The 17,790-nt window shown below is 73.3% G+C and carries 14 protein-coding genes; 7 read left to right on the top strand and 7 right to left on the bottom strand.

Features of this window, described 5'->3' with window-relative positions; translation table 11 throughout:
* Nucleotides 1–152: 152 nt before the first annotated feature.
* From MTP10_RS11665 to MTP10_RS11645, 5 genes are all read right to left on the bottom strand, one after another.
* Complete coding sequence (locus MTP10_RS11665; RefSeq protein ID WP_310709100.1) at nt 153–1,775, bottom strand: pectate lyase; 1,623 nt, start codon at nt 1,773–1,775, stop codon at nt 153–155.
* Nucleotides 1,776–2,050: 275 nt separating this feature from the next.
* Nucleotides 2,051–2,551, bottom strand: a complete 501-nt coding sequence (locus tag MTP10_RS11660) for an FxsA family protein (protein ID WP_310709099.1) — start codon at nt 2,549–2,551, stop codon at nt 2,051–2,053.
* Nucleotides 2,552–2,617: 66 nt separating this feature from the next.
* On the bottom strand, nt 2,618–3,361 hold the full coding sequence (locus tag MTP10_RS11655) for a polyprenol monophosphomannose synthase (RefSeq protein WP_310709098.1): 744 nt from the start codon (nt 3,359–3,361) through the stop codon (nt 2,618–2,620).
* Nucleotides 3,362–3,363: 2 nt separating this feature from the next.
* Complete coding sequence (gene lnt, locus MTP10_RS11650; protein WP_310709097.1) at nt 3,364–5,220, bottom strand: apolipoprotein N-acyltransferase; 1,857 nt, start codon at nt 5,218–5,220, stop codon at nt 3,364–3,366.
* Between the two features lie 643 nt (nt 5,221–5,863).
* Nucleotides 5,864–8,032 (bottom strand): ATP-binding domain-containing protein, encoded by a 2,169-nt coding sequence (locus MTP10_RS11645; RefSeq protein ID WP_310709223.1) that lies wholly within the window; start codon nt 8,030–8,032, stop codon nt 5,864–5,866.
* 353 nt (nt 8,033–8,385) lie between these two features.
* On the opposite strand from MTP10_RS11645, the gene MTP10_RS11640 reads away from it, so the two are divergent.
* The 7 genes from MTP10_RS11640 to MTP10_RS11610 all read left to right on the top strand — a co-directional run bounded on the left by MTP10_RS11640 (nt 8,386) and on the right by MTP10_RS11610 (nt 16,597).
* Nucleotides 8,386–9,633: an ROK family transcriptional regulator gene (locus MTP10_RS11640; RefSeq protein WP_310709096.1), complete on the top strand. Its 1,248-nt coding sequence runs from the start codon at nt 8,386–8,388 to the stop codon at nt 9,631–9,633.
* A 45-nt stretch (nt 9,634–9,678) separates the two neighbouring features.
* Nucleotides 9,679–11,022 (top strand): extracellular solute-binding protein, encoded by a 1,344-nt coding sequence (locus MTP10_RS11635; RefSeq protein ID WP_310709095.1) that lies wholly within the window; start codon nt 9,679–9,681, stop codon nt 11,020–11,022.
* 2 nt (nt 11,023–11,024) lie between these two features.
* On the top strand, nt 11,025–11,978 hold the full coding sequence (locus MTP10_RS11630) for a sugar ABC transporter permease (RefSeq protein ID WP_310709094.1): 954 nt from the start codon (nt 11,025–11,027) through the stop codon (nt 11,976–11,978).
* Nucleotides 11,975–12,871 (top strand): carbohydrate ABC transporter permease, encoded by an 897-nt coding sequence (locus tag MTP10_RS11625; RefSeq protein ID WP_310709093.1) that lies wholly within the window; start codon nt 11,975–11,977, stop codon nt 12,869–12,871. The genes MTP10_RS11630 and MTP10_RS11625 overlap by 4 nt, the downstream gene beginning before the upstream one ends.
* Complete coding sequence (locus MTP10_RS11620) at nt 12,868–14,136, top strand: 6-phospho-beta-glucosidase (RefSeq protein WP_310709092.1); 1,269 nt, start codon at nt 12,868–12,870, stop codon at nt 14,134–14,136. Before MTP10_RS11625 ends, MTP10_RS11620 begins: the two co-directional genes overlap by 4 nt.
* Nucleotides 14,133–15,173, top strand: a complete 1,041-nt coding sequence (locus MTP10_RS11615; RefSeq protein WP_310709091.1) for a BadF/BadG/BcrA/BcrD ATPase family protein — start codon at nt 14,133–14,135, stop codon at nt 15,171–15,173. The genes MTP10_RS11620 and MTP10_RS11615 overlap by 4 nt, the downstream gene beginning before the upstream one ends.
* Before the next feature lie 68 nt (nt 15,174–15,241).
* The gene (locus MTP10_RS11610) at nt 15,242–16,597 is read left to right on the top strand and encodes a serine hydrolase domain-containing protein (protein ID WP_310709090.1); all 1,356 of its coding nucleotides are present in this window, start codon (nt 15,242–15,244) and stop codon (nt 16,595–16,597) included.
* Nucleotides 16,598–16,603: 6 nt separating this feature from the next.
* Here MTP10_RS11610 and MTP10_RS11605 read toward each other — a convergent pair whose 3' ends face one another.
* Entirely contained in the window at nt 16,604–17,086 is a 483-nt protein-coding gene (locus MTP10_RS11605) for an Lrp/AsnC family transcriptional regulator (protein ID WP_310709089.1), read from the bottom strand.
* Between the two features lie 23 nt (nt 17,087–17,109).
* Nucleotides 17,110–17,703, bottom strand: a complete 594-nt coding sequence (locus MTP10_RS11600; RefSeq protein WP_310709088.1) for an ATP/GTP-binding protein — start codon at nt 17,701–17,703, stop codon at nt 17,110–17,112.
* Nucleotides 17,704–17,790: the final 87 nt, after the last annotated feature.

Raw genomic sequence — 17,790 nt, 5'->3', positions numbered from 1 at the left:
CGTGGGGGTGCGGGCGCCCCGGGGCTCTCGGTCGGGCGCCGGGAAGGCGTGCGGCGCGCCGGGGCTGTGCGGTCGGGCGCCGGGAAGGCGGGCCGACGCCCGGGCTGTGCGATCAGGTGCCGGAAAGGCGGGCCGGCGCCCGGGCTGTGCGGTCAGGTGCCGATCTTGCCGACGCCCGCGCCGGCGGGGACGATCGCCTTCACCGAGGCGGGGGCGTCGGGGGGGGAGGCGTAGTACGACCTGGCCTCCTGCACGGTCCCGCCGCAGTCGGGCGTGCCGGAGTCGACGAACACGTTGTCGCGGGCGACGCACCTGCCCGACGGGCCGGCGTAGCTGTTGCTGACCGGCTCCTCGACCCGCTCGAAGGAGTTGCCCTCGACCAGGCATCCGGCGTTCGCCTGGCAGGCCACGCCGACGTCGGTGTTGTAGAAGTAGTAGTTGTTGTAGACGTGCACCGGCTCGCCGAAGCGGACCCGCGGGTTGCGCTGCGGCGTCCGGTCGAACCAGTTGTGGTGGTAGGTGACCTTCAGCCGGCCGACGTCCTGCGCGCCGTTGGAGTCGTCGTGGCCGAGCAGCATGGTCTTGGTGTGCTCGTGGACGTGGTTCCAGGACACGGTGACGTACGACGAGCCGCGCTTGATGTCGATCAGGCCGTCGTAGCCGCAGCACAGGTCGTTGTGGTCGAGCCACACGTGGTGGGAGAACATCTGCACGTTGATCGAGTCGTCGCTGGCGCCGCGGAAGGTCAGGTTGCGGACGATCACGTTGTGCACAGCGTTCGCGGGCGGTGCGGTCACGGCGTCGTCGACGGGCAGGCCGATGTTGAGGCCGCCGCCGCTGATGCCCGACGCCGAGCCGACTCCCACGATCGTCTTGTCGGAGGCGACGTCGTACATGCCCGCCGGCACTGTGATCACGCCGCGCACGCACACCGTGAGAGGGCTGCTCCGCCCGATGGCGGAGATCAGCTCGCTCGCGGTGTCGACCTCGACGGTCGGGCCGCCCGCGCCCCCGGTGGTGCCGCTCTGGCCCCAGGCGTCCACCGAGGCGAAGCCGGCGGGCGAGCCGGGGCTGGTGCAGGTGCCGGAGGGCGGCGGCGTGACCGTCGGGGTGACCGGCGGCTCGGTCGGGCCGCCCACGTCGCTCACGAGCACGTCGTCGAACGAGGCGCTCGCGTACAAGCCGGCCCGGCCGGCCCGGCCGGAGGCGTAGGTGGCGTCCGTCGCGGAGACGACCTCCGCCCCGTCGAGGAAGCCGCGCAGCGTCGTGCCGAACGCCTCCAGCCGGAGTGTGTGCCAGGTGCCCGTCACGATCCCGGCCGGGGCCGAGGCGAGGGTCACCGGTGCGCCGCCGGTGCGCCTGCCGAGGACCACCGCGCCGGTCTCGCCGATCCCGAGGAAGTAGTACGCGCTGGTGCTCTGCGCCCTGGCCAGCACCGCGACGTGCCGGCCGGAGCCGTTGAACGCGATGGGCCGCACTCGCGCCTGCACCGACTGGCCCGTCCACGAGGACCCGGCGATGACCCGGGCGTCCGCGCTGGTGCCGGACTGCCGGTAGGCGCGCGAGCCGTCGGCCACCACCGACCAGCTCCCGCCGGACCTCGTCCAGCCGGCCGCGTCACCGTCCTCGAAGTCGTCGGCGAACAGGGTGGCGGCCGACGCGCCGGAGATCGCGGGGAGCCCCAGGGCCGCCAGCAGCGTGGCGGCGACGGCCGCCACGAGGGCGGCGAGCAGTGAACGGGCCTTGCGGGCTTTCCTGTCGCGTCCTGTGCTCATCGGCACTGCGTTTCTTGGCACTGCGTTCCTCGGCACTGTGGGCCTCCGCTGGCAAGCCGTGACCTAGGAGCCCGCTCCCATGAACGGGCTCCTTACCAGGTGTGGTGCTCGTGCGTCAGCTCGGCCGGCCTTGATGCCTTTATGCAACCGTTTGCGGGCCGCGTCAATGCGGAAGGCTGTGCAGTTTTGTTGCAGTGCGCAGGTGGATCTCATGGACGACGCCGTACCGACTTGACCCGCCGTCGATTCTGTGCAATCGCTTGCAGCCCGGAGGGCTACCGCTCGCGGTCCTCGCGCAGCACCTCGCCGTGGACGACCTTGCCGCCCGCGGGGGCCCGGCCCGCTCCGGCGTCGGGCCCGCCCGGGAACGTCTGCGAGAACAGCTGCGCGTACGGCGAGGCGGCTGCCATCCGCTTGACGCGGCGGTCGAAGAACCACGCCCCCAGCCGGCGCATCAGCGGCCGCGTGAACGGCAGCACGCACAGGAACCCGGCGATGTCGGTGAAGAAGCCCGGCGTCAGCAGCAGCACGCCACCGGCCAGGATCAGCGCGCCGTCGGCCAGCTCGTGCTCGGGCATGCGCCCGGACTGCAGCGCCTCCTGCAGCGCCCGCCAGGCGCGCCTGCCCTCACGGCGCACCAGCCAGGCCCCGAGCAGGCTGTCGGCGATGAGCAGGGCCACGGTCGGCCAGCCGCCGATGACGGACCCGACCTGGATGAGCAGCCAGATCTCCAGCACGGGGACGAGCAGGAAGGCCAGGAACAGCAGGAGGCGCATCGTTACCTCGATTCAGCGCGCGCGTACGTCACGAACAACGACCGGCGGGGCCGGTGCGTTCCGCGATCAGCCACGTCTCCTGCCGAACCGCGCCGGCAGTCCCGCGAACCCCCACACCGCGATGCGCCAGAACGACTCGGTCATGACCCGCCGGCTCATCTTGCTGGTGCCGACGGTCCGCTCGACGAACGTGATCGGCACCTCGGCCACGCGCAGCCCGTGGCGGACGGTGCGCAGCGTGAGGTCCACCTGGAAGCAGTAGCCCTGCGACTCGACGTCGGCCAGGCCCACCTTCTCCAGGGTCTCGGCCCGATAGGCGCGGAAGCCCGCGGTCGCGTCGCGGACCGCCAGGCCCAGCATGATCCGGGTGTAGATGTTGGCGCCGCGGGACAGCAGCTCGCGGGAGGCGGGCCAGTTGACGACCCTGCCGCCGGGCACATAGCGCGAGCCGATGGCCAGGTCGGCGCCGTCGGCCAGCGCCTCCAGCAGCTTGGACAGCTCCTCCGGCTGGTGGGAGCCGTCGGCGTCCATCTCGACCAGCACGTTGAAGCCCTCGTCGAGGCCCCAGCGGAACGCCTCGATGTAGGCGGCGCCGAGCCCCTCCTTGCCGGGGCGGTGCAGGACGTGGATGTGGCCGTCGCCGGCGGCGAGCTCGTCGGCCACCTCGCCGGTGCCGTCCGGGCTGTTGTCGTCGACCACCAGCAGATGGCCCCCGGGCAGCGCCGCCCGCACCCGCTCGGCGATCATCGGGAGGTTGCCGCGCTCGTTGTAGGTCGGCACGATGATGAGCACTCGGCCAAGAGTCTCCATGATCAGCCTCTCCCCGTCCGGTCGCCTTGCCGCCTGCCGCGCCACACGGCCACGCCCGCGGCCGCCACGCCCATCAGCGCCAGCGCCCACTCGGGCAGCGCGCCGACCCGGGTGGCGATCGTCTCCTGGGTGCGCACGGGCACCTTCACCACGGTCATGTCCGCGACGAGCTCGCGGGTCCGCCACGAGACCTTACCGTCAGGTGTGACGTAGGCGGAGATCCCTGTGGTGGCGGCAGTGACGACCGCCCGGTTGTGCTCCACCGCCCGGATCTGGGACATGGCGAGCTGCTGCGGCGGCAGGTTGGACAGGGCGTAGGTGGCGTTGTTGGTCTGCACCACGATCGGGCTCGCCCCGGTGCGCACGGTGCCGCGGACGGTGTCGTCGTAGGCCACCTCGTAGCAGTTGACCGCGCCGATCGTCACGGGCCCCATCTTCAGGTCGCCCGGCTTGGTGCCCGCCACGGACTGCCGGCCGACCAGGCTCGCCCGCTCCCACAGCGCGAGCACGATGTCCTTGAACGGGGTGTACTCCCCGAAGGGCACCAGGTGTTGCTTGTCGTAGTAGGCGCCGGGCCCGGTGACCGGGTCCCACACGAGGCTGCGGGTGGCGCGGTGCTCGTCGCCGATGGCGACGACCGCGCCGACCAGGGTGGGCACGCCGACGGCCTTGACGGACGCGTCGATGGTCTCGCGGGCGAACGTGTCACGATACGGGTCGATGTCGGTGGAGTTCTCCGGCAGGACGACCAGGTCGGGGCGGGGCAGCGTGCCCGCATTGACCGCGGCGGCCAGGCGCTCGGTCTCGGCGGAGTGGTTCTTCAGCACGACGGCCGGCTCGTCGCCCAGGGCGTACATGCCGCGGCCGGGCACGTTGCCCTGCACGATGCCGACGTTGACCGTGCGGCCCTCGTCGCCGGGGCGCGGGACGGCGAAGGTGAGCGCGGGCACCGCCACGGCGAGCAGGACGGGCGCCAGCCGCCGCGCCGCGCCGGCAACGCCGCGCGTCCGCTCGCGGGCGCCCGCGAGACGGGCTCGCGCGAGATCGCCGCCCGCGAGGCGGGCGAGGGACGGGACCCGGGCGAGCGGAAGGAAGGCGAGCAGGGCATGGGCGAGCAGGGCGCCGGACAGGGTGACGGCGAACGACACGAGCGGGGCCCCGCCGAGCGCCGCGTACGCGGTGTAGAGCGACTCACCCTGGCTGAAGGCCAGGCGAGCCCACGGGAAGCCGCCGATGGGCACCAGGCCCCGGGCCCACTCCATGGCCACCCACAGCCCGGCGAACCACAGCGGCCACAGCCGCAGCCGGAACACCGGCGAGGCCAGGGCCGCCATCGCGGCGTAGAAGAGGCCCTCGACGGCCACCAGCATGACCCACACGTCGTCGCCGATGGTCCGCACCCAGGCGAGGGCGGGCACCAGGAAGACGACGGCGGCCAGGTAGCCGAGCCAGGCGGCGCGGCGTGGGCGGGCGCCGTACAGGGAGGCGACGACGAGGGCGACGCCGAGCGGCGCGGCGGGCCACCAGCCGAGCGGCGGGAAGGCCAGGAACAGCAGCGCCCCGCCGGCCACGGCGGCGATCGCCCGGAGCAGCACCAGGCGCGCGGGCTCGCGGCCCTTCAAACCACCCGCCCCAGCGCCCTCGGCGGCCGGCACCGCAGCGCCCTCGGCGGCTGTCACGTGGGTGCCCTCGGCGGCCTTCACGGCGCTCTGCGCGGCCTCCGCGGCTCGCTCCAGTCGTGGCGGGCCTTCGCCGTCGGCGGGCGGGCGTGAGGGGCCTTCGGGGGCCGGGACCGTGGCGGAGGGGCGGCGGCGTGCGGACTCGCCGCCGGTGGGCGGTAGGCCCGTCCTGTCCTGCACCACTGCGCCTGCTCCCCTTCCGCCGCGGGAGGTCCCCCGCGGAGCCGCCCGTGTGCCCGCGGGCGAAAACGCGTTCCTGCCGAAACGGTACCGCTCCCGGGCGGCCCTGCGGTCGCGAGGCGCGACCTCCTCCGAGAATAGGGGTCCCAGGCAGGGGGAACGGCCTGGGACACCGCGGGCACGGCGACGGGCGGGCGGGGGGCGGATCGCGGTGGTGAGGCTGGGAGCGGCTGGGTGATCCCCGGTCAGACGGAGCCGTGGGACCACCCGGCGCTGATGGCGATCCTGCGCACGAGAGCGGGAAGAGGGCCCGGAAACCCTTCGGACCGGACCCGTCTCGTCGGCGGCGAGCGCGGAATTCCGTTGTCTACTGGGCTACCGGGCCCGTCCCGGGTCCAACCCCCCGCCCGGCTGGGGTGCCCCGACTCGACGGACCGACGGCCCTGCACCTGGCTGTGTGGACGGAGTCACGCTCCGTCACGGACGCAGGATCCGACGATGTCAGAGACGGCCAACCGGCCAAGTCCCGTGCTGGACTGCGCAGCAAACTACCGACTCCACCTCAGATGTCAACCGTGTCCCGATCAGCGGGAACATCAAGTTTTCGCAGGTAGGACATGCTTGGCCTGCCGCCCCAACGACCCTAAAGACCGTTTGTCGGTAGATGTCCCCTGGGTGGGAGGCCCGTCAGCGGCTCCGGCAGCGGCTCCCCGTGGACGACGCCGAGCCGCCGCGTGGCGCGGGTCAGGGCGACGTACAGGTCGTTGAGGCCGCGCGGCGACTGGGAGGCGATGCGGCCGGGCTCGGCCACGATCACCGCGTCGAACTCCAGGCCCTTGGCCTCGGCGACGCCCATGACCGCCACGGGGGCGTCGAGGGCCGCCGCTCCCCCGCTGCGCCCGGACCCGGGCGGCACCACCACGGTGCCGTCCACGACCCGGGAGACCGCCTCCGCGAGCTCGTCGAGCAGCGCGTCGGGCGCCACGACGGCGACCTTGCCGCCCTCGCCGGCCTCCGCCTTGACCAGCTCGGGCAGGGCCGTCAGCGGCTCCGCCCACGGCCGCGCCCCGGTCTCCCGCACCGAGGCGGGCGGCTCCAGCGACGGGTCGATGGCGGCGAGCACGCGGGCGGCGACCGCCATGAGCTCCACCGGGGTGCGGTAGTTGACGCTGAGCCGCTCCTGCCGCCACCGCCCCGCCACGTACGGGTCGAGCATCTCCCCCCAGGCGCGGGCGCCGGCCGCGGAGCCGGTCTGCGCCACGTCGCCGACGATGGTCATCGAGCGGGTGGGGACGCGCCGCATGACGGCCCGCCAGGCCATCGGCGACAGCTCCTGCGCCTCGTCCACGATGACGTGGCCGTAGGCCCAGGTGCGGTCGGCGGCGGCGCGCTCGGCGGTGGTGAGGTACGGGCCCTGGCCGCGCTGCCGCTCGGCGAGCCGCTCGGCCTCCATGACGTCGGACAGGCCGGTCAGCTCCAGCACCTCGCGCGCGTAGGCCAGCTCCGCCTCGCGCTCGTGCTCCTCCGCCTGGCGGGCCGCGGCCAGCTCCTCCTCGGCCTGCAGCGCGGTGGCGCGCAGCACCTGCTCGTCGATCTCGCCGAGCAGCTCGGCGGCCTCGTCCAGCAGCGGCACGTCCGACTCGGTCCAGGGGGCGCCGGGGTCGCGGCGCAGCAGCGCGCGCTCGGCGGGGGTGAGCGCCGCGCCGGCGTGCCCGAGCCGCTCCGGGGAGCCGTACAGACCGAGCAGCAGGCGCTGCGGGGTGAGGTACGGCCAGAGCCGGTTGAGCGCGGACTTGACCGCGGGCTCGGTGCGCAGCTCCTCACGCAGGTCGGCCAGCTCGTCCTCCTCGATGAGGCCCCGGCCGAGCTTGCGGGCGGCCTGCCGGGCCAGGGCGTTGAGCAGCGAGCGGACGAAGACGGCGCGGGCCTGGTTGTGGGGACGGCGCGAGCGGGTGGCCTTGTTGCGCGCCCCCTCCAGCATGGCCCGGTCGATCGTGAGGGTGTGGCGGCCGAGGTCCAGCTCGACCGGCTTGCGCGGCACCCGTTGCCGGTCGCGCACGGCGCGCGCGACGACGTCGGCCATCCGCGCGTCGCCCTTGAGCGCGGCCACCTCGGGCCGGTCGCGGGCGGTGGCGGTCAGTCCGGGGTAGAGCTCGCCGACGGTGGACAGCAGCACGTCGTTCTCGCCCAGGGAGGGCAGGACCTGCTCGATGTAGCGCAGGAACGTCGGGTTGGGGCCGAGGACGAGGACGCCCCGGCGCTCCAGCCGCTCGCGGTGGGTGTAGAGGAGGTAGGCGGCGCGGTGCAGGGCGACGACGGTCTTGCCGGTCCCGGGACCGCCCTGCACGACCAGGACGCCGTTGAGGTCGGAGCGGATGACGCGGTCCTGCTCGGCCTGGATGGTGGCGACGATGTCGCGCATGCGGCCGGTGCGCTGCTCGTCGAGGGCGGCGAGCAGCGCGGCCTCGCCGTTGAGCGTGGCGCGGTCGTCGTCGCTGAGCGCGTCGAGGTCGAGCAGGTCGTCGTCGACGCCGACGACGAGTCGGCCCCGGGTCTGCAGGTGCCGGCGACGGGTGACGCCCATCGGCGCGGCCGGCGTGGCGCGGTAGAACGGCTGGGCGACGGGGGCGCGCCAGTCGATGAGCAGGCGCTCCTGCTCGTCGTCGGCCATGCCGAGCTTGCCGATGTAGAGGCGGCCCTCCTCGACGTGGTCGAGGCGGCCGAAGACCAGGCCCCGCTCGACCGCCCACAGCCGGGCCAGCCTGGAGGCGTACATCTCGGCGAAGGTGTCGCGCTCGGAGCGGTTCTGCATCGTTCCCACGGCACCCGTGGCCAGCACCTCCTTCAACTGGCGCTGGGTGCGGTCGCGCAGCGTGTCGAGCCGCTCGTAGAGGCGGGCGACGTACTCCTGCTCCCTGGCGAGCTCCGTTTGACGATTTGTCGCCAGACCATTATTGTTGTTAATGGGACACTCCGGGCCATTCTGCTTGTTGTTACGACAAACGACGACACTAGCATGCCTGTTGAGGCACTCCCATCCTTCCGCGTCATCCCCTCCCTCCGGTACGGTCACGGCTTGGTTTCGGCTCTTGACCACGGCCCCGCCGACTCCTTACGTTCGCATCAAGTTAGGAAAGTTTCCTAACTCCGCGTGAAGGAGCACATGTGAGCGGACCGGTGCCCGGCACCCCGAGCCTGCTGCGGGCGATCAACGACCGCGCCGCCCTGCTGGCCCTGCTGGACCGCGGGCCGCTCACCCGCCCCGAGATCGGCGCCCTGACCGGGCTGTCCAAGCCCACCGCCTCCCAGCTCCTGGCCCGCCTCCAGGAGGCCGGCCTGGTGGTGCTGGACGGCGTACGGGAGGGCCTGCCGGGCCGTACGGCGGAGCTCTACCGGATCAACCCGGCGGCCGCCTACGTCGGCGCGCTGGACGTCACGCCCGACCGTATCGAGGCCCGCGTGGCCGACATCACCGGCGAGGTCGTCGGCGAGCACACGCTGCCCACGCCGCGCCGCCCCGGCGGGGAGCTGGTCGAACGGCTCAACGCCGCGCTGGAGGGCGCGTGCCCGCCGGACCGGCTGCGCCAGGTCGTGATCGGCGTGCAGGCGGCCCTCGACCCCTCCACGGGCGGCCTGGGGTACGCCACGGCCAAGGACATGCCGGGCTGGCAGATCCCCGGCTTGGTGCCGGCGCTGTCGCAGGGGCTCGGCGTGCCCGTCGCCGTGGAGAACAACGTCAACCTCGCGGCCCTGGCCGAGCAGGCGCACGGCGCCGCACGGGGCCACTCCGACTTCGTGCTGCTGTGGGCCGACGAGGGCATCGGCGCGGCCGTGGTGCTCGGCGGGCGGATGCACCGGGGCGCCACGGGCGGCGCGGGCGAGGTCGGCTACATGCCCGCCCCCGGCGCGCCGACGGCCCGCGAGGCCGGGCGCTACGCCAACCACGGCTACCAGGCGCTCACCGGCGGCCCCGCCGTGCTGCGGCTGCTGCGCTCGTACGGCGTGCGCGGCGCCGACTTCCGGCAGGCCGTCGCCAACGCGGTGCGCGCCGTGGAGATCGCCGCGGAGAGCGCCGGGGGCTCCGGGGAGGCGGCGGCCCGGCGGGGCGAGGACGCGCGGGCCGGGCTGCGCGACATCGCCGCCCGCCTCGCGGTGGGCCTGGCCGCGATCACCTCCGTCATCGACCCCGGGCTGATCGTGCTCACCGGCGGCATGGTGCTGGCCGGCGGCGAGACGCTGCGCGAGCTGGTCGAGCACGAGCTGCATGCCCTCACCATCCCCCGGCCGCGGCTGCGGCTGTCGTCCGTCGAGGGCAACCCGGTCCTGGCCGGCGCCCTCGACCTCGCCCTCGACATGGCCCGTGACGAGGTCTTCGGCTCCACGGTGACCGCGTCCGGCGGCTCACCGCGATAGCGGCGGCCGCATCCACCGTCCCCTCACGATCAGGAGGCACCCCCCGTGCGCTTCTCCCCCCTGGTGGTCGCCGGCCTCACGGCCCTGGCGCTGACCGCCTGCACCGCGGGCAAGGAGGCGGCCCCGTCGCTCGGCGCCCGTCCCCGGCCCTCCGGATCGGCCTCGCAGGCCCTCCCCGCGGCCACGCTCACCCTGTGGCACGGCTTCTCCACCGGCCCCGAGGTCAAGGCGTTCGAGGACGCCATCGCCGGGTTCACCAAGAAGTTCCCCCAGATCACCGTCAAGACCGTCAAGAACGTCCAGGACGACCAGATCACCCAGGCCATCCGGGGCGGCAAGGCCCCCGACGTGGCGGCCTCGTTCACCACCGACAACGTCGCCCAATGGTGCCGGTCGGGATCGTTCCAGGACCTTGCTCCCGTCATCGAGCAGGACGGCATCGACCTGAGCGTGCTGCCCGAGGTGGCGCGGGCCTACACCGGGTTCGCCGGGAAGCGGTGCACGATGCCCCTGCTCGCCGACGCCTACGGCCTCTACTACAACAAGGCCCTGATGAAGGGCAGCGCGCCGCCCAGGACCCTGTCGGAGCTGACCGCGCTGACCAAGAAGCTCACGGTCCGCGACGCGAACGGCGACATCAAGGTGGCCGGCTTCGTCCCGAGCTTCCAGTACTACGAGAACACCCCCGCCCACCTGGGCCCGATGGTCGGCGCCAGGTGGCTCAACGACGACGGCACCTCGGCCATCGGCTCGGACCCGGCGTGGAAGGAGCTCCTGCGCTGGCAGAAGGAGCTCGTCGACTGGTACGGCTACGACAAGCTGGAGAAGTTCCGCAAGGGTCTGGGCGACGAGTGGGGCGCCGAGCACCCCTTCTACGCCGGCAAGGTGGCCATGGTCGTCGACGGCGAGTGGCGCAACGCGATGATCGCGGGCGATCCCAAGGCCAAGGCCATGGACTACGGCACCGCCCCGGTGCCGGTCGCCGACGCCAGGCCCGACCTGTACGGCGGCGGCTTCACCGCGGGGACCGTGATCGGCGTGCCGAAGGGCGCCCAGCACCCGCAGCAGGCGTGGGAGCTGGTCAAGTACCTGACGACCGACACCGACTCGCTGGTGACGCTGTCCAACGCGCTGCGCAACGTCCCGACGACCAAGGCCGCGATGGAGTCGCCGAAGCTGGCCAAGGACGCCAATTTCCAGACGTTCCTCGACATCTTCGCCCACCCGAAGACCTCGACGTTGCCGAGCGCCGTCAACAGCGTCTTCAACCAGGAGGCGTTCGCCACGTTCCTCACCAAGTGGGAGAAGGGCGCGGTGCCCGACCTGGACGCCGGGCTGAAGGCCGTGGACAAGCAGATCGACGACAAGCTGAAGCTGTCGGGGAGCTGAGCGTGGCGTCCCTCACCTCTCCGGCCGCCTCACCGGGGCCGGCCCCCTGGCGGCGCCGCGAGGGCCTGCGCGCGCTCGTGTGGCTGTCGCCGTGGCTGGCCGGCGTGTCGATCTTCTTCGTGTACCCGCTGCTGGCGACGGTGTACTTCTCCTTCCAGCACTACGACCTGTTCACGCTGGAGTGGGCCGGGCTGGACAACTACCGCTACCTGCTGCGCGACCCCCGGGTGCTGACCTCGGCGCGGAACACGCTGTGGCTGGTGGCCGTGATGGTGCCCGTGCAGACGTTGTTCTCGCTGGGGCTGGCGCAGCTGGTGGTCCGGCTCAAGGCCGGCATCGGGATCTTCCGCACCATCTTCTACCTGCCGTCGCTGGTGCCGGTGGCAGCCGGGACGATCACGTTCGTGTTCCTCATGAACCCCTCGACCGGGCCGTGGAACCAGTTCCTCGCGCTGTTCGGGATCAGCGGGCCCGACTGGTTCGGCGACCCCGCCTGGGCGAAGCCGAGCCTCACGCTGCTGTCGGTGTGGGGGTGCGGCCAGATCGCGGTGATCTTCATGGCGGCGCTGCTGGACGTGCCCCGGCACCTGTACGAGGCGGCCGCGATCGACGGGGCCGGCCCGTGGCGGCAGTTCCGCAGCGTGACGCTGCCGTCGATCGCGCCGGTGCTCATGTTCTCGGTGGTGACGGGCGTCATCTACGCCGTCCAGTACTTCGCGCAGGCGATGATCGCCTCCCGGGTGGCGTCGGGCGCCACCGACTCGCCGGGCAGCACGTTCACGCCCGGCTATCCCGACGAGTCGCTGCTGACGCTGCCGCAGTGGCTGTTCCAGGCCGGCTTCCGCGACTACCAGATGGGATACGCCTGCGTGCTGGCGCTGGTCCTGTTCGCCACGTCGATGGTGTTCACGCTGATCCTGCTGTGGCAGTTCCGGCGGACGGAGGGGGCCGCGTGAGCGCCGCCGTCACCGCCCCGCCCCGTCCCGCCGCCGCGCCCCGCTCGCGCAAGGCCGCGAACGGGGCCCGCCGGAGGCGCGCGCTGCTCTGGATCGCCCAGCACGCGCTGGCGATCGTGCTCGCGCTGATGTTCCTGGCGCCCGTGGTCTTCCTCGCGCTGACCGCCGTCATGACCGACGAGCAGGCGCTGACCAGCGACCTGTGGCCCCGGTCGTGGAACTGGGACAACTTCGCGACCGTGTTCGCCAAGTCGCAGCTGCTGCGCTGGACGCTCAACACGCTGCTCTACGCCGGCCTGGGCACGCTGTTCACGGTCGTGTCGTCCGTGCCCGTCGCCTACGCGCTGGCCCGCTTCCGCTTCCGGGGACGGCAGGCGGCGTTCCTGCTGGTGATCATCGCGATGATGCTGCCGCCGCAGGTCGTCGCGGTGCCGCTCTACCTGGTGTGGGCGCGGCTCGGGCTGACGGACACCCTGTGGCCGCTCATCCTGCCGATGCTGCTGGGCGACGCGTTCTCCATCTTCCTGCTGCGCCAGTTCCTCGTGACGATCCCGCGCGAGTACACCGACGCGGCCAGGGTCGACGGCTGCTCCGACCTGCGCACGCTGCTCAGGGTCATCCTGCCGATGGCCCGCCCGGCTGTCGCCGCCGTCGCGCTGTTCCAGTTCTTCTACTGCTGGAACGACTACTACGGGCCCCTGCTGTACGCGGGCGTCGAGCAGCAGGGCTGGACCCTGTCGCTGGGCCTGGCCACCTTCAAGGCGTTCCACAGCGTGCAGTGGAACCTCACCATGGCCGCCACCCTCCTGGTGACGGCGCCGATCATCATCGTGTTCTTCTTCGCCCAGAGGGTCTTCATCGAGGGCGTGACGCTGACAGGAGTCAAGGGTTGAAACTCGCCGTGGTCGGGGGCGGCTCGACGTACACGCCGGAGCTGATCGACGGGTTCGCGCGGTTGCGCGACGTGCTGCCCATCACCGAGGTCGCGCTCATCGACCCCGATGAGAGGCGGCTGGACCTGGTGTCGGGGGTGTCGCGGCGGATGCTGGCCCACGCCGGGCATCCGGCGCGGGTGCTCGCCACCTCCTCGGTGGAGGAGGGCGTGGCGGGGGCGAGCGCCGTGCTGTTCCAGCTCCGGGTCGGCGGTCAGGCCGCCCGCGAGGTGGACGAGACGCTGCCGCTGCGCTGCGGCTGCGTCGGCCAGGAGACGACCGGCGCGGGCGGCCTGGCCAAGGCGCTGCGCACGGTCCCGCTCGTCCTGGAGATCGCCGAGAAGGTGCGCGAGCACGCGCCGGGGGCGTGGATCGTCGACTTCACCAACCCCGTCGGCATCGTCACCCGGGCGCTGCTCGACGCCGGGCACCGGGCCATCGGCCTGTGCAACGTCGCGATCGGCCTCCAGCGGCGCGCCGCCGCGACGCTCGGCGTGCCGCCGTCGCGCATCACGCTCGACCACGTCGGGCTCAACCACCTCACCTGGCTGCGCGGCGTCCACCTGGACGGAGCCGACGTGCTGCCGTCGCTCATCGAGGGCCACGCCGAGGAGATCGCCGGTGGGGCGGGGCTGCGGCCGGAGCTGATCCGGCGGCTGGGCGCCGTCCCGTCGTACTACCTGCGCTACTACTACGCGCACGACCAGGTCGTGGCGGAGCAGCGGACCGCGCCGCCACGCGCGGCGGAGGTCGCCGCCGTGGAGGCGCGGCTGCTGGAGCTGTACGCCGACCCGTCGGTGGTGACCAAGCCGGAGGAGCTGGCGCAGCGGGGCGGCGCCTTCTACTCGGAGGCGGCCGTGGACCTGCTGGCCGCCCTCCTCGGCGGCCGGGACGACGGGCCCGCCCAGGTCGTCAACGTTCGCAACGGCGGGACGCTGCCGTTCCTGCCCGAGGAGGCGGTCATCGAGGTGCCCGCGGCCGTGACCGCCGCCGGGGCGGTGCCCTTGCCGGTGCGGCCCGTGGAGCCGCTGTACGCGGGGCTGATCGCGCACGTGTCGGCGTACGAGACGCTGGCGCTGGAGGCGGCGCTGCGCGGCGGGGCGGACCGGGTGCGCGACGCCCTGCTCGCCCACCCGCTGGTGGGGCAGGACGCGATCGCCGAGGAGCTGACCGGGCTGCTGCTGGAGGCCAACCGCGCCCATCTGCCGTGGACGGTGGGGCGGTGACACGCCGCAGGCTCCTCCTGGCCGTCGACGGCGGCAACAGCAAGACCGACGTGGCGGTGGTGGCGGAGGACGGCGAGGTGCTGGCGACGGCGCGCTCGGGACCGTTCGTGCCGCAGAGCGCCGGGGCGGCGGCGGCCGTCGACGAGATCGAACGGGCCGTCCGGCAGGCTATGGCGCAGTTGCCGCCCGATCCGGGTGAGTCCGGCGCCGCATCCGGCAGGTTCGACCATGTGGCGGCCTACCTGGCGGGCGCGGACCTGCCGGTGGAGGAGGAGGCGCTGGCCCGCGAGCTCTCCGCCCGGGGGTTCGGGCCGGACGTCGTGGTCGGCAACGACACGTTCGCGCTGCTGCGGGCCGGGACGTCGGCGCCGTGGGGCGTGGCGGTGGTGTGCGGCGCCGGCATCAACGCGGTCGGCGTCTCCCCCACCGGCGAGGTGGCGCGCTTCCCGGCGCTCGGCCGGATCAGCGGCGACTGGGGCGGCGGGCTGGGCCTGGGCGAGGAGGCGCTGTGGCACGCCGTCCGCGCGGAGGACGGGCGCGGCCCGGCGACGGCGCTGGTGGAGGTGGTCCGGGACGGGTTCGGCGCGGGCACGGTCGGGGAGCTGGTGCTGGAGATCCACTTCGGCCGGGTGGACGCGGCCCGGCTGCACGAGCTGGCCCCCGGGGTGCTCGCCGCCGCCTCGGCGGGCGACGCCGTGGCCACGGCGCTGGTGGAGCGGCAGGCCGAGGAGGTGGTGGTGATGGCGGAGGTGTGCCTGCGCCGCCTCGGCATGCTGCAGACGCCGGCGGAGGTGGTGCTGGGCGGCGGCGTGCTGCGGGCGCGCGACCCGCTGCTGACGGCGCTGCTCGACGAGGGGTTCGCGGCGAGGACGCCGCACGCCAAGGCCGTCGTCTCCGGGGTGCCGCCGATCGTGGGCGCGGCCCTGAACGGCCTGGAGCGCCTCGGCGCGCCGCAGGCCGCCCAGTCCCGCCTGCGCGCCCACTACGAGCCCCGGGGTGCCTCTGAGCGCCTCGCGGGTGTCATCGGCCCGGCATGACCCGTGTCATGCGGAACCGATGACACAGCGGACTCCCCCGGCCGGGCCCGGCCGATCATGATGACGGCATGACTTCTCCCTCATCTCCCCTTCGATCTTCTCGGCGGGCCGGATCCCTCCGGCGGGTCCGCGGCGCCGCGGGGGCGCGCCGCGCCGGGCGGGCGGCCCTGTCCGCGGTCGTGGGCGCGCTGCTCGCCACGGCCGCGCTGACGGCCCCCGCCCCCGCCTCGGCGACCACCTCTTCCGACGCGCCCGCGGGTCTCGACCGGGCGGAGTTGCGGCGGACCCTCGACGCCGTCCATGAGGCCGGCATGTACGGCGTCTACTCCGAGGCGGTCGACGGAGGCCGGACGTGGCGGGGCGCCTCCGGCGTCGCCGACGTGGTCACCCGCCGCCCCGCGCTCGCCGGCATGCGCCACCGGGTGGGCAGCATCACCAAGTCGTTCACCTCGGTGGCGATCCTCCAGCAGGTCGAGCGGGGCGCCGTCGAGCTGGACGCGCCGGTGGACCGCTACCTGCCGGGCCTCATCCCGGGCGAGCGAGGCGCGAAGATCACCGTGCGGATGCTGCTCAACCACACCAGCCACATCGGCGACTACATCGTCGGCGCGTTCCCCTCGCTGGCGCAGGGCTCGCCCGCCAGCCTCGACGACAACCGGTTCCGCCGGTTCACGCCCCAGGAGCTCGCCGGTCTCGGCCTGGCCGCCCGGCCGACCGGCGAGCCGGGGGCCCTGCCGGGCTCGTACTCCAACACCAACTACGTCATCGCCGGCCTGCTGCTGGAGAAGGTGACCGGCGTCGACGCCGAGCGGTACATCACCCGGAACGTCATCCGCCGCGCCGGGCTGCGCGACACCTCCTTCCCGGCCACGCCGCGGATCCCCGGGCCGTCCTCCAAGGCGTACGAGTCCCTGTACGGGCTGATCGACCCGGCGCGCGACTACAGCACGTACGACATGTCGTGGGCGAGCACCGCGGGGGCGCTGGTGTCGACCATGGACGACCTCAACCGCTTCTACCGGGCGCTGCTGGGCGGCGAGCTGATCGGCGCCGGGGCGCTCGCGGAGATGCGGACGACCGTGCCGGTGCAGGCGGGCGGCGGGCGCGTCGACTACGGGCTCGGCCTGTACACCCTGGACCTGCCGTGCGGGCGCTTCTGGGGGCACGACGGGGTCGTCTTCGGCATGGCGGCCCAGTCGCTGATCCGCGAGGACGGCGCCCGCCAGGTCTCGTTCGGGGTGAACCGCACGAAGTACCAGCGGATCGGCGACGACGGCACGCTGGAGCCGAGCCCCATCGACTACGCGCTCGCCGAGCACATCATCGTGGCCCTGTGCGGCCCGGCCTCCGCGGCCGGCTCGGCGAAGGCGGCGCGGGCGCCCTTCCTGCCGTTCGCGGCGGACCGGGCGCCGGTCGGGCCCTGACCCTCCTCAGGCCGGCGAGTGGTCCGCGGCCCCCGAGGCTGCCTCCGGGGCGATCTCCGGGGCCCGGTGCTCGTACGGCGTGCTGAGGACGACCGTGGTGCGGGTGGAGACGTTGGCGGCGGCACGGATCTGCTGGAGCAGGTCCTCCAGCGCCACCGGCGAGGCCACCCGCACCTTGAGGATGTAGCTCTCGTCGCCCGCCACGCTGTGGCACGCCTCGATGGCGCTCAGATGCGCGAGCCGGTCGGGCGCGTCGTCCGGGGCGGCGGGGTCGATCGGCTTGATCGACACGAACGCGGTCAGCGGCAGGCCCACGGCGTCGTGGTCGATGACGGCGGTGTAGCCGCGCAGGACGCCGCGCTTCTCCAGGCGGCGCACCCGCTGGTGCACGGCCGAGACCGAGAGCCCGGTCTCCCTGGCCAGGTCGGTGAAGCTCATCCGGCCGTCGCCGGCCAGGAGCGTGACGATCCGGCGGTCGATCTCCTCCATCGGTCAAAAATAGCCCGTCGAGGTCACGACATGGTCCCGACCGGGGTGGCGCCCCGGCGCATGGCGTGCTCGACGAGCGTGATGAGCACCTCGCGGCCGGAGTCCCGGCGGCGCGCGTCGCACAGCACGACGGGGATGTCCGGCTCCAGGTTGAGGGCCTTGCGGACCTCGCCGATCGTGAACGTCCGCGCGCCTTCGAAGCAGTTGAGCGCCACGACGAACGGCGTGTCGCGCTGCTCGAAGTAGTCGATGGCGGGGAAGCAGTCGGCCAGGCGCCGCGTGTCGGCGAGCACGACGGCCCCCAGCGCCCCCATGTTGAGGTCGTCCCAGACGAACCAGAACCGCTCCTGCCCGGGGGTGCCGAACAGGTACAGCATGTAGTCGCCGCTGATCGTGATGCGGCCGAAGTCGAAGGCGACGGTGGTGGTCGGCTTGCCCTCGATGCCGGCCAGGTCGTCGATGTGCTGGCCGATCTGGGTGAGGATCTCCTCGGTGCGCAGCGGCCGGGTCTCGGACACGGCGGTCACCATCGTGGTCTTGCCCGCGCCGAAGCCGCCCGCGATCAAAATCTTGATCGCGGTGGGCAGCCGCCACCGATCAGAACGACCGAAATCCATCGAGCACCGCCTGTACATCCCTTCGCGGGCAAGGCCCTCGCCATGCCGCGCGCGCACAAATCCGCCCTTGGGGAGCCTTGGTCAGCG

The sequence above is a fragment of the Nonomuraea sp. 3-1Str genome (assembly GCF_031570565.1).
Lineage (GTDB): Bacteria > Actinomycetota > Actinomycetes > Streptosporangiales > Streptosporangiaceae > Nonomuraea.
This window is presented reverse-complemented; position numbering and strand designations above follow the sequence as displayed.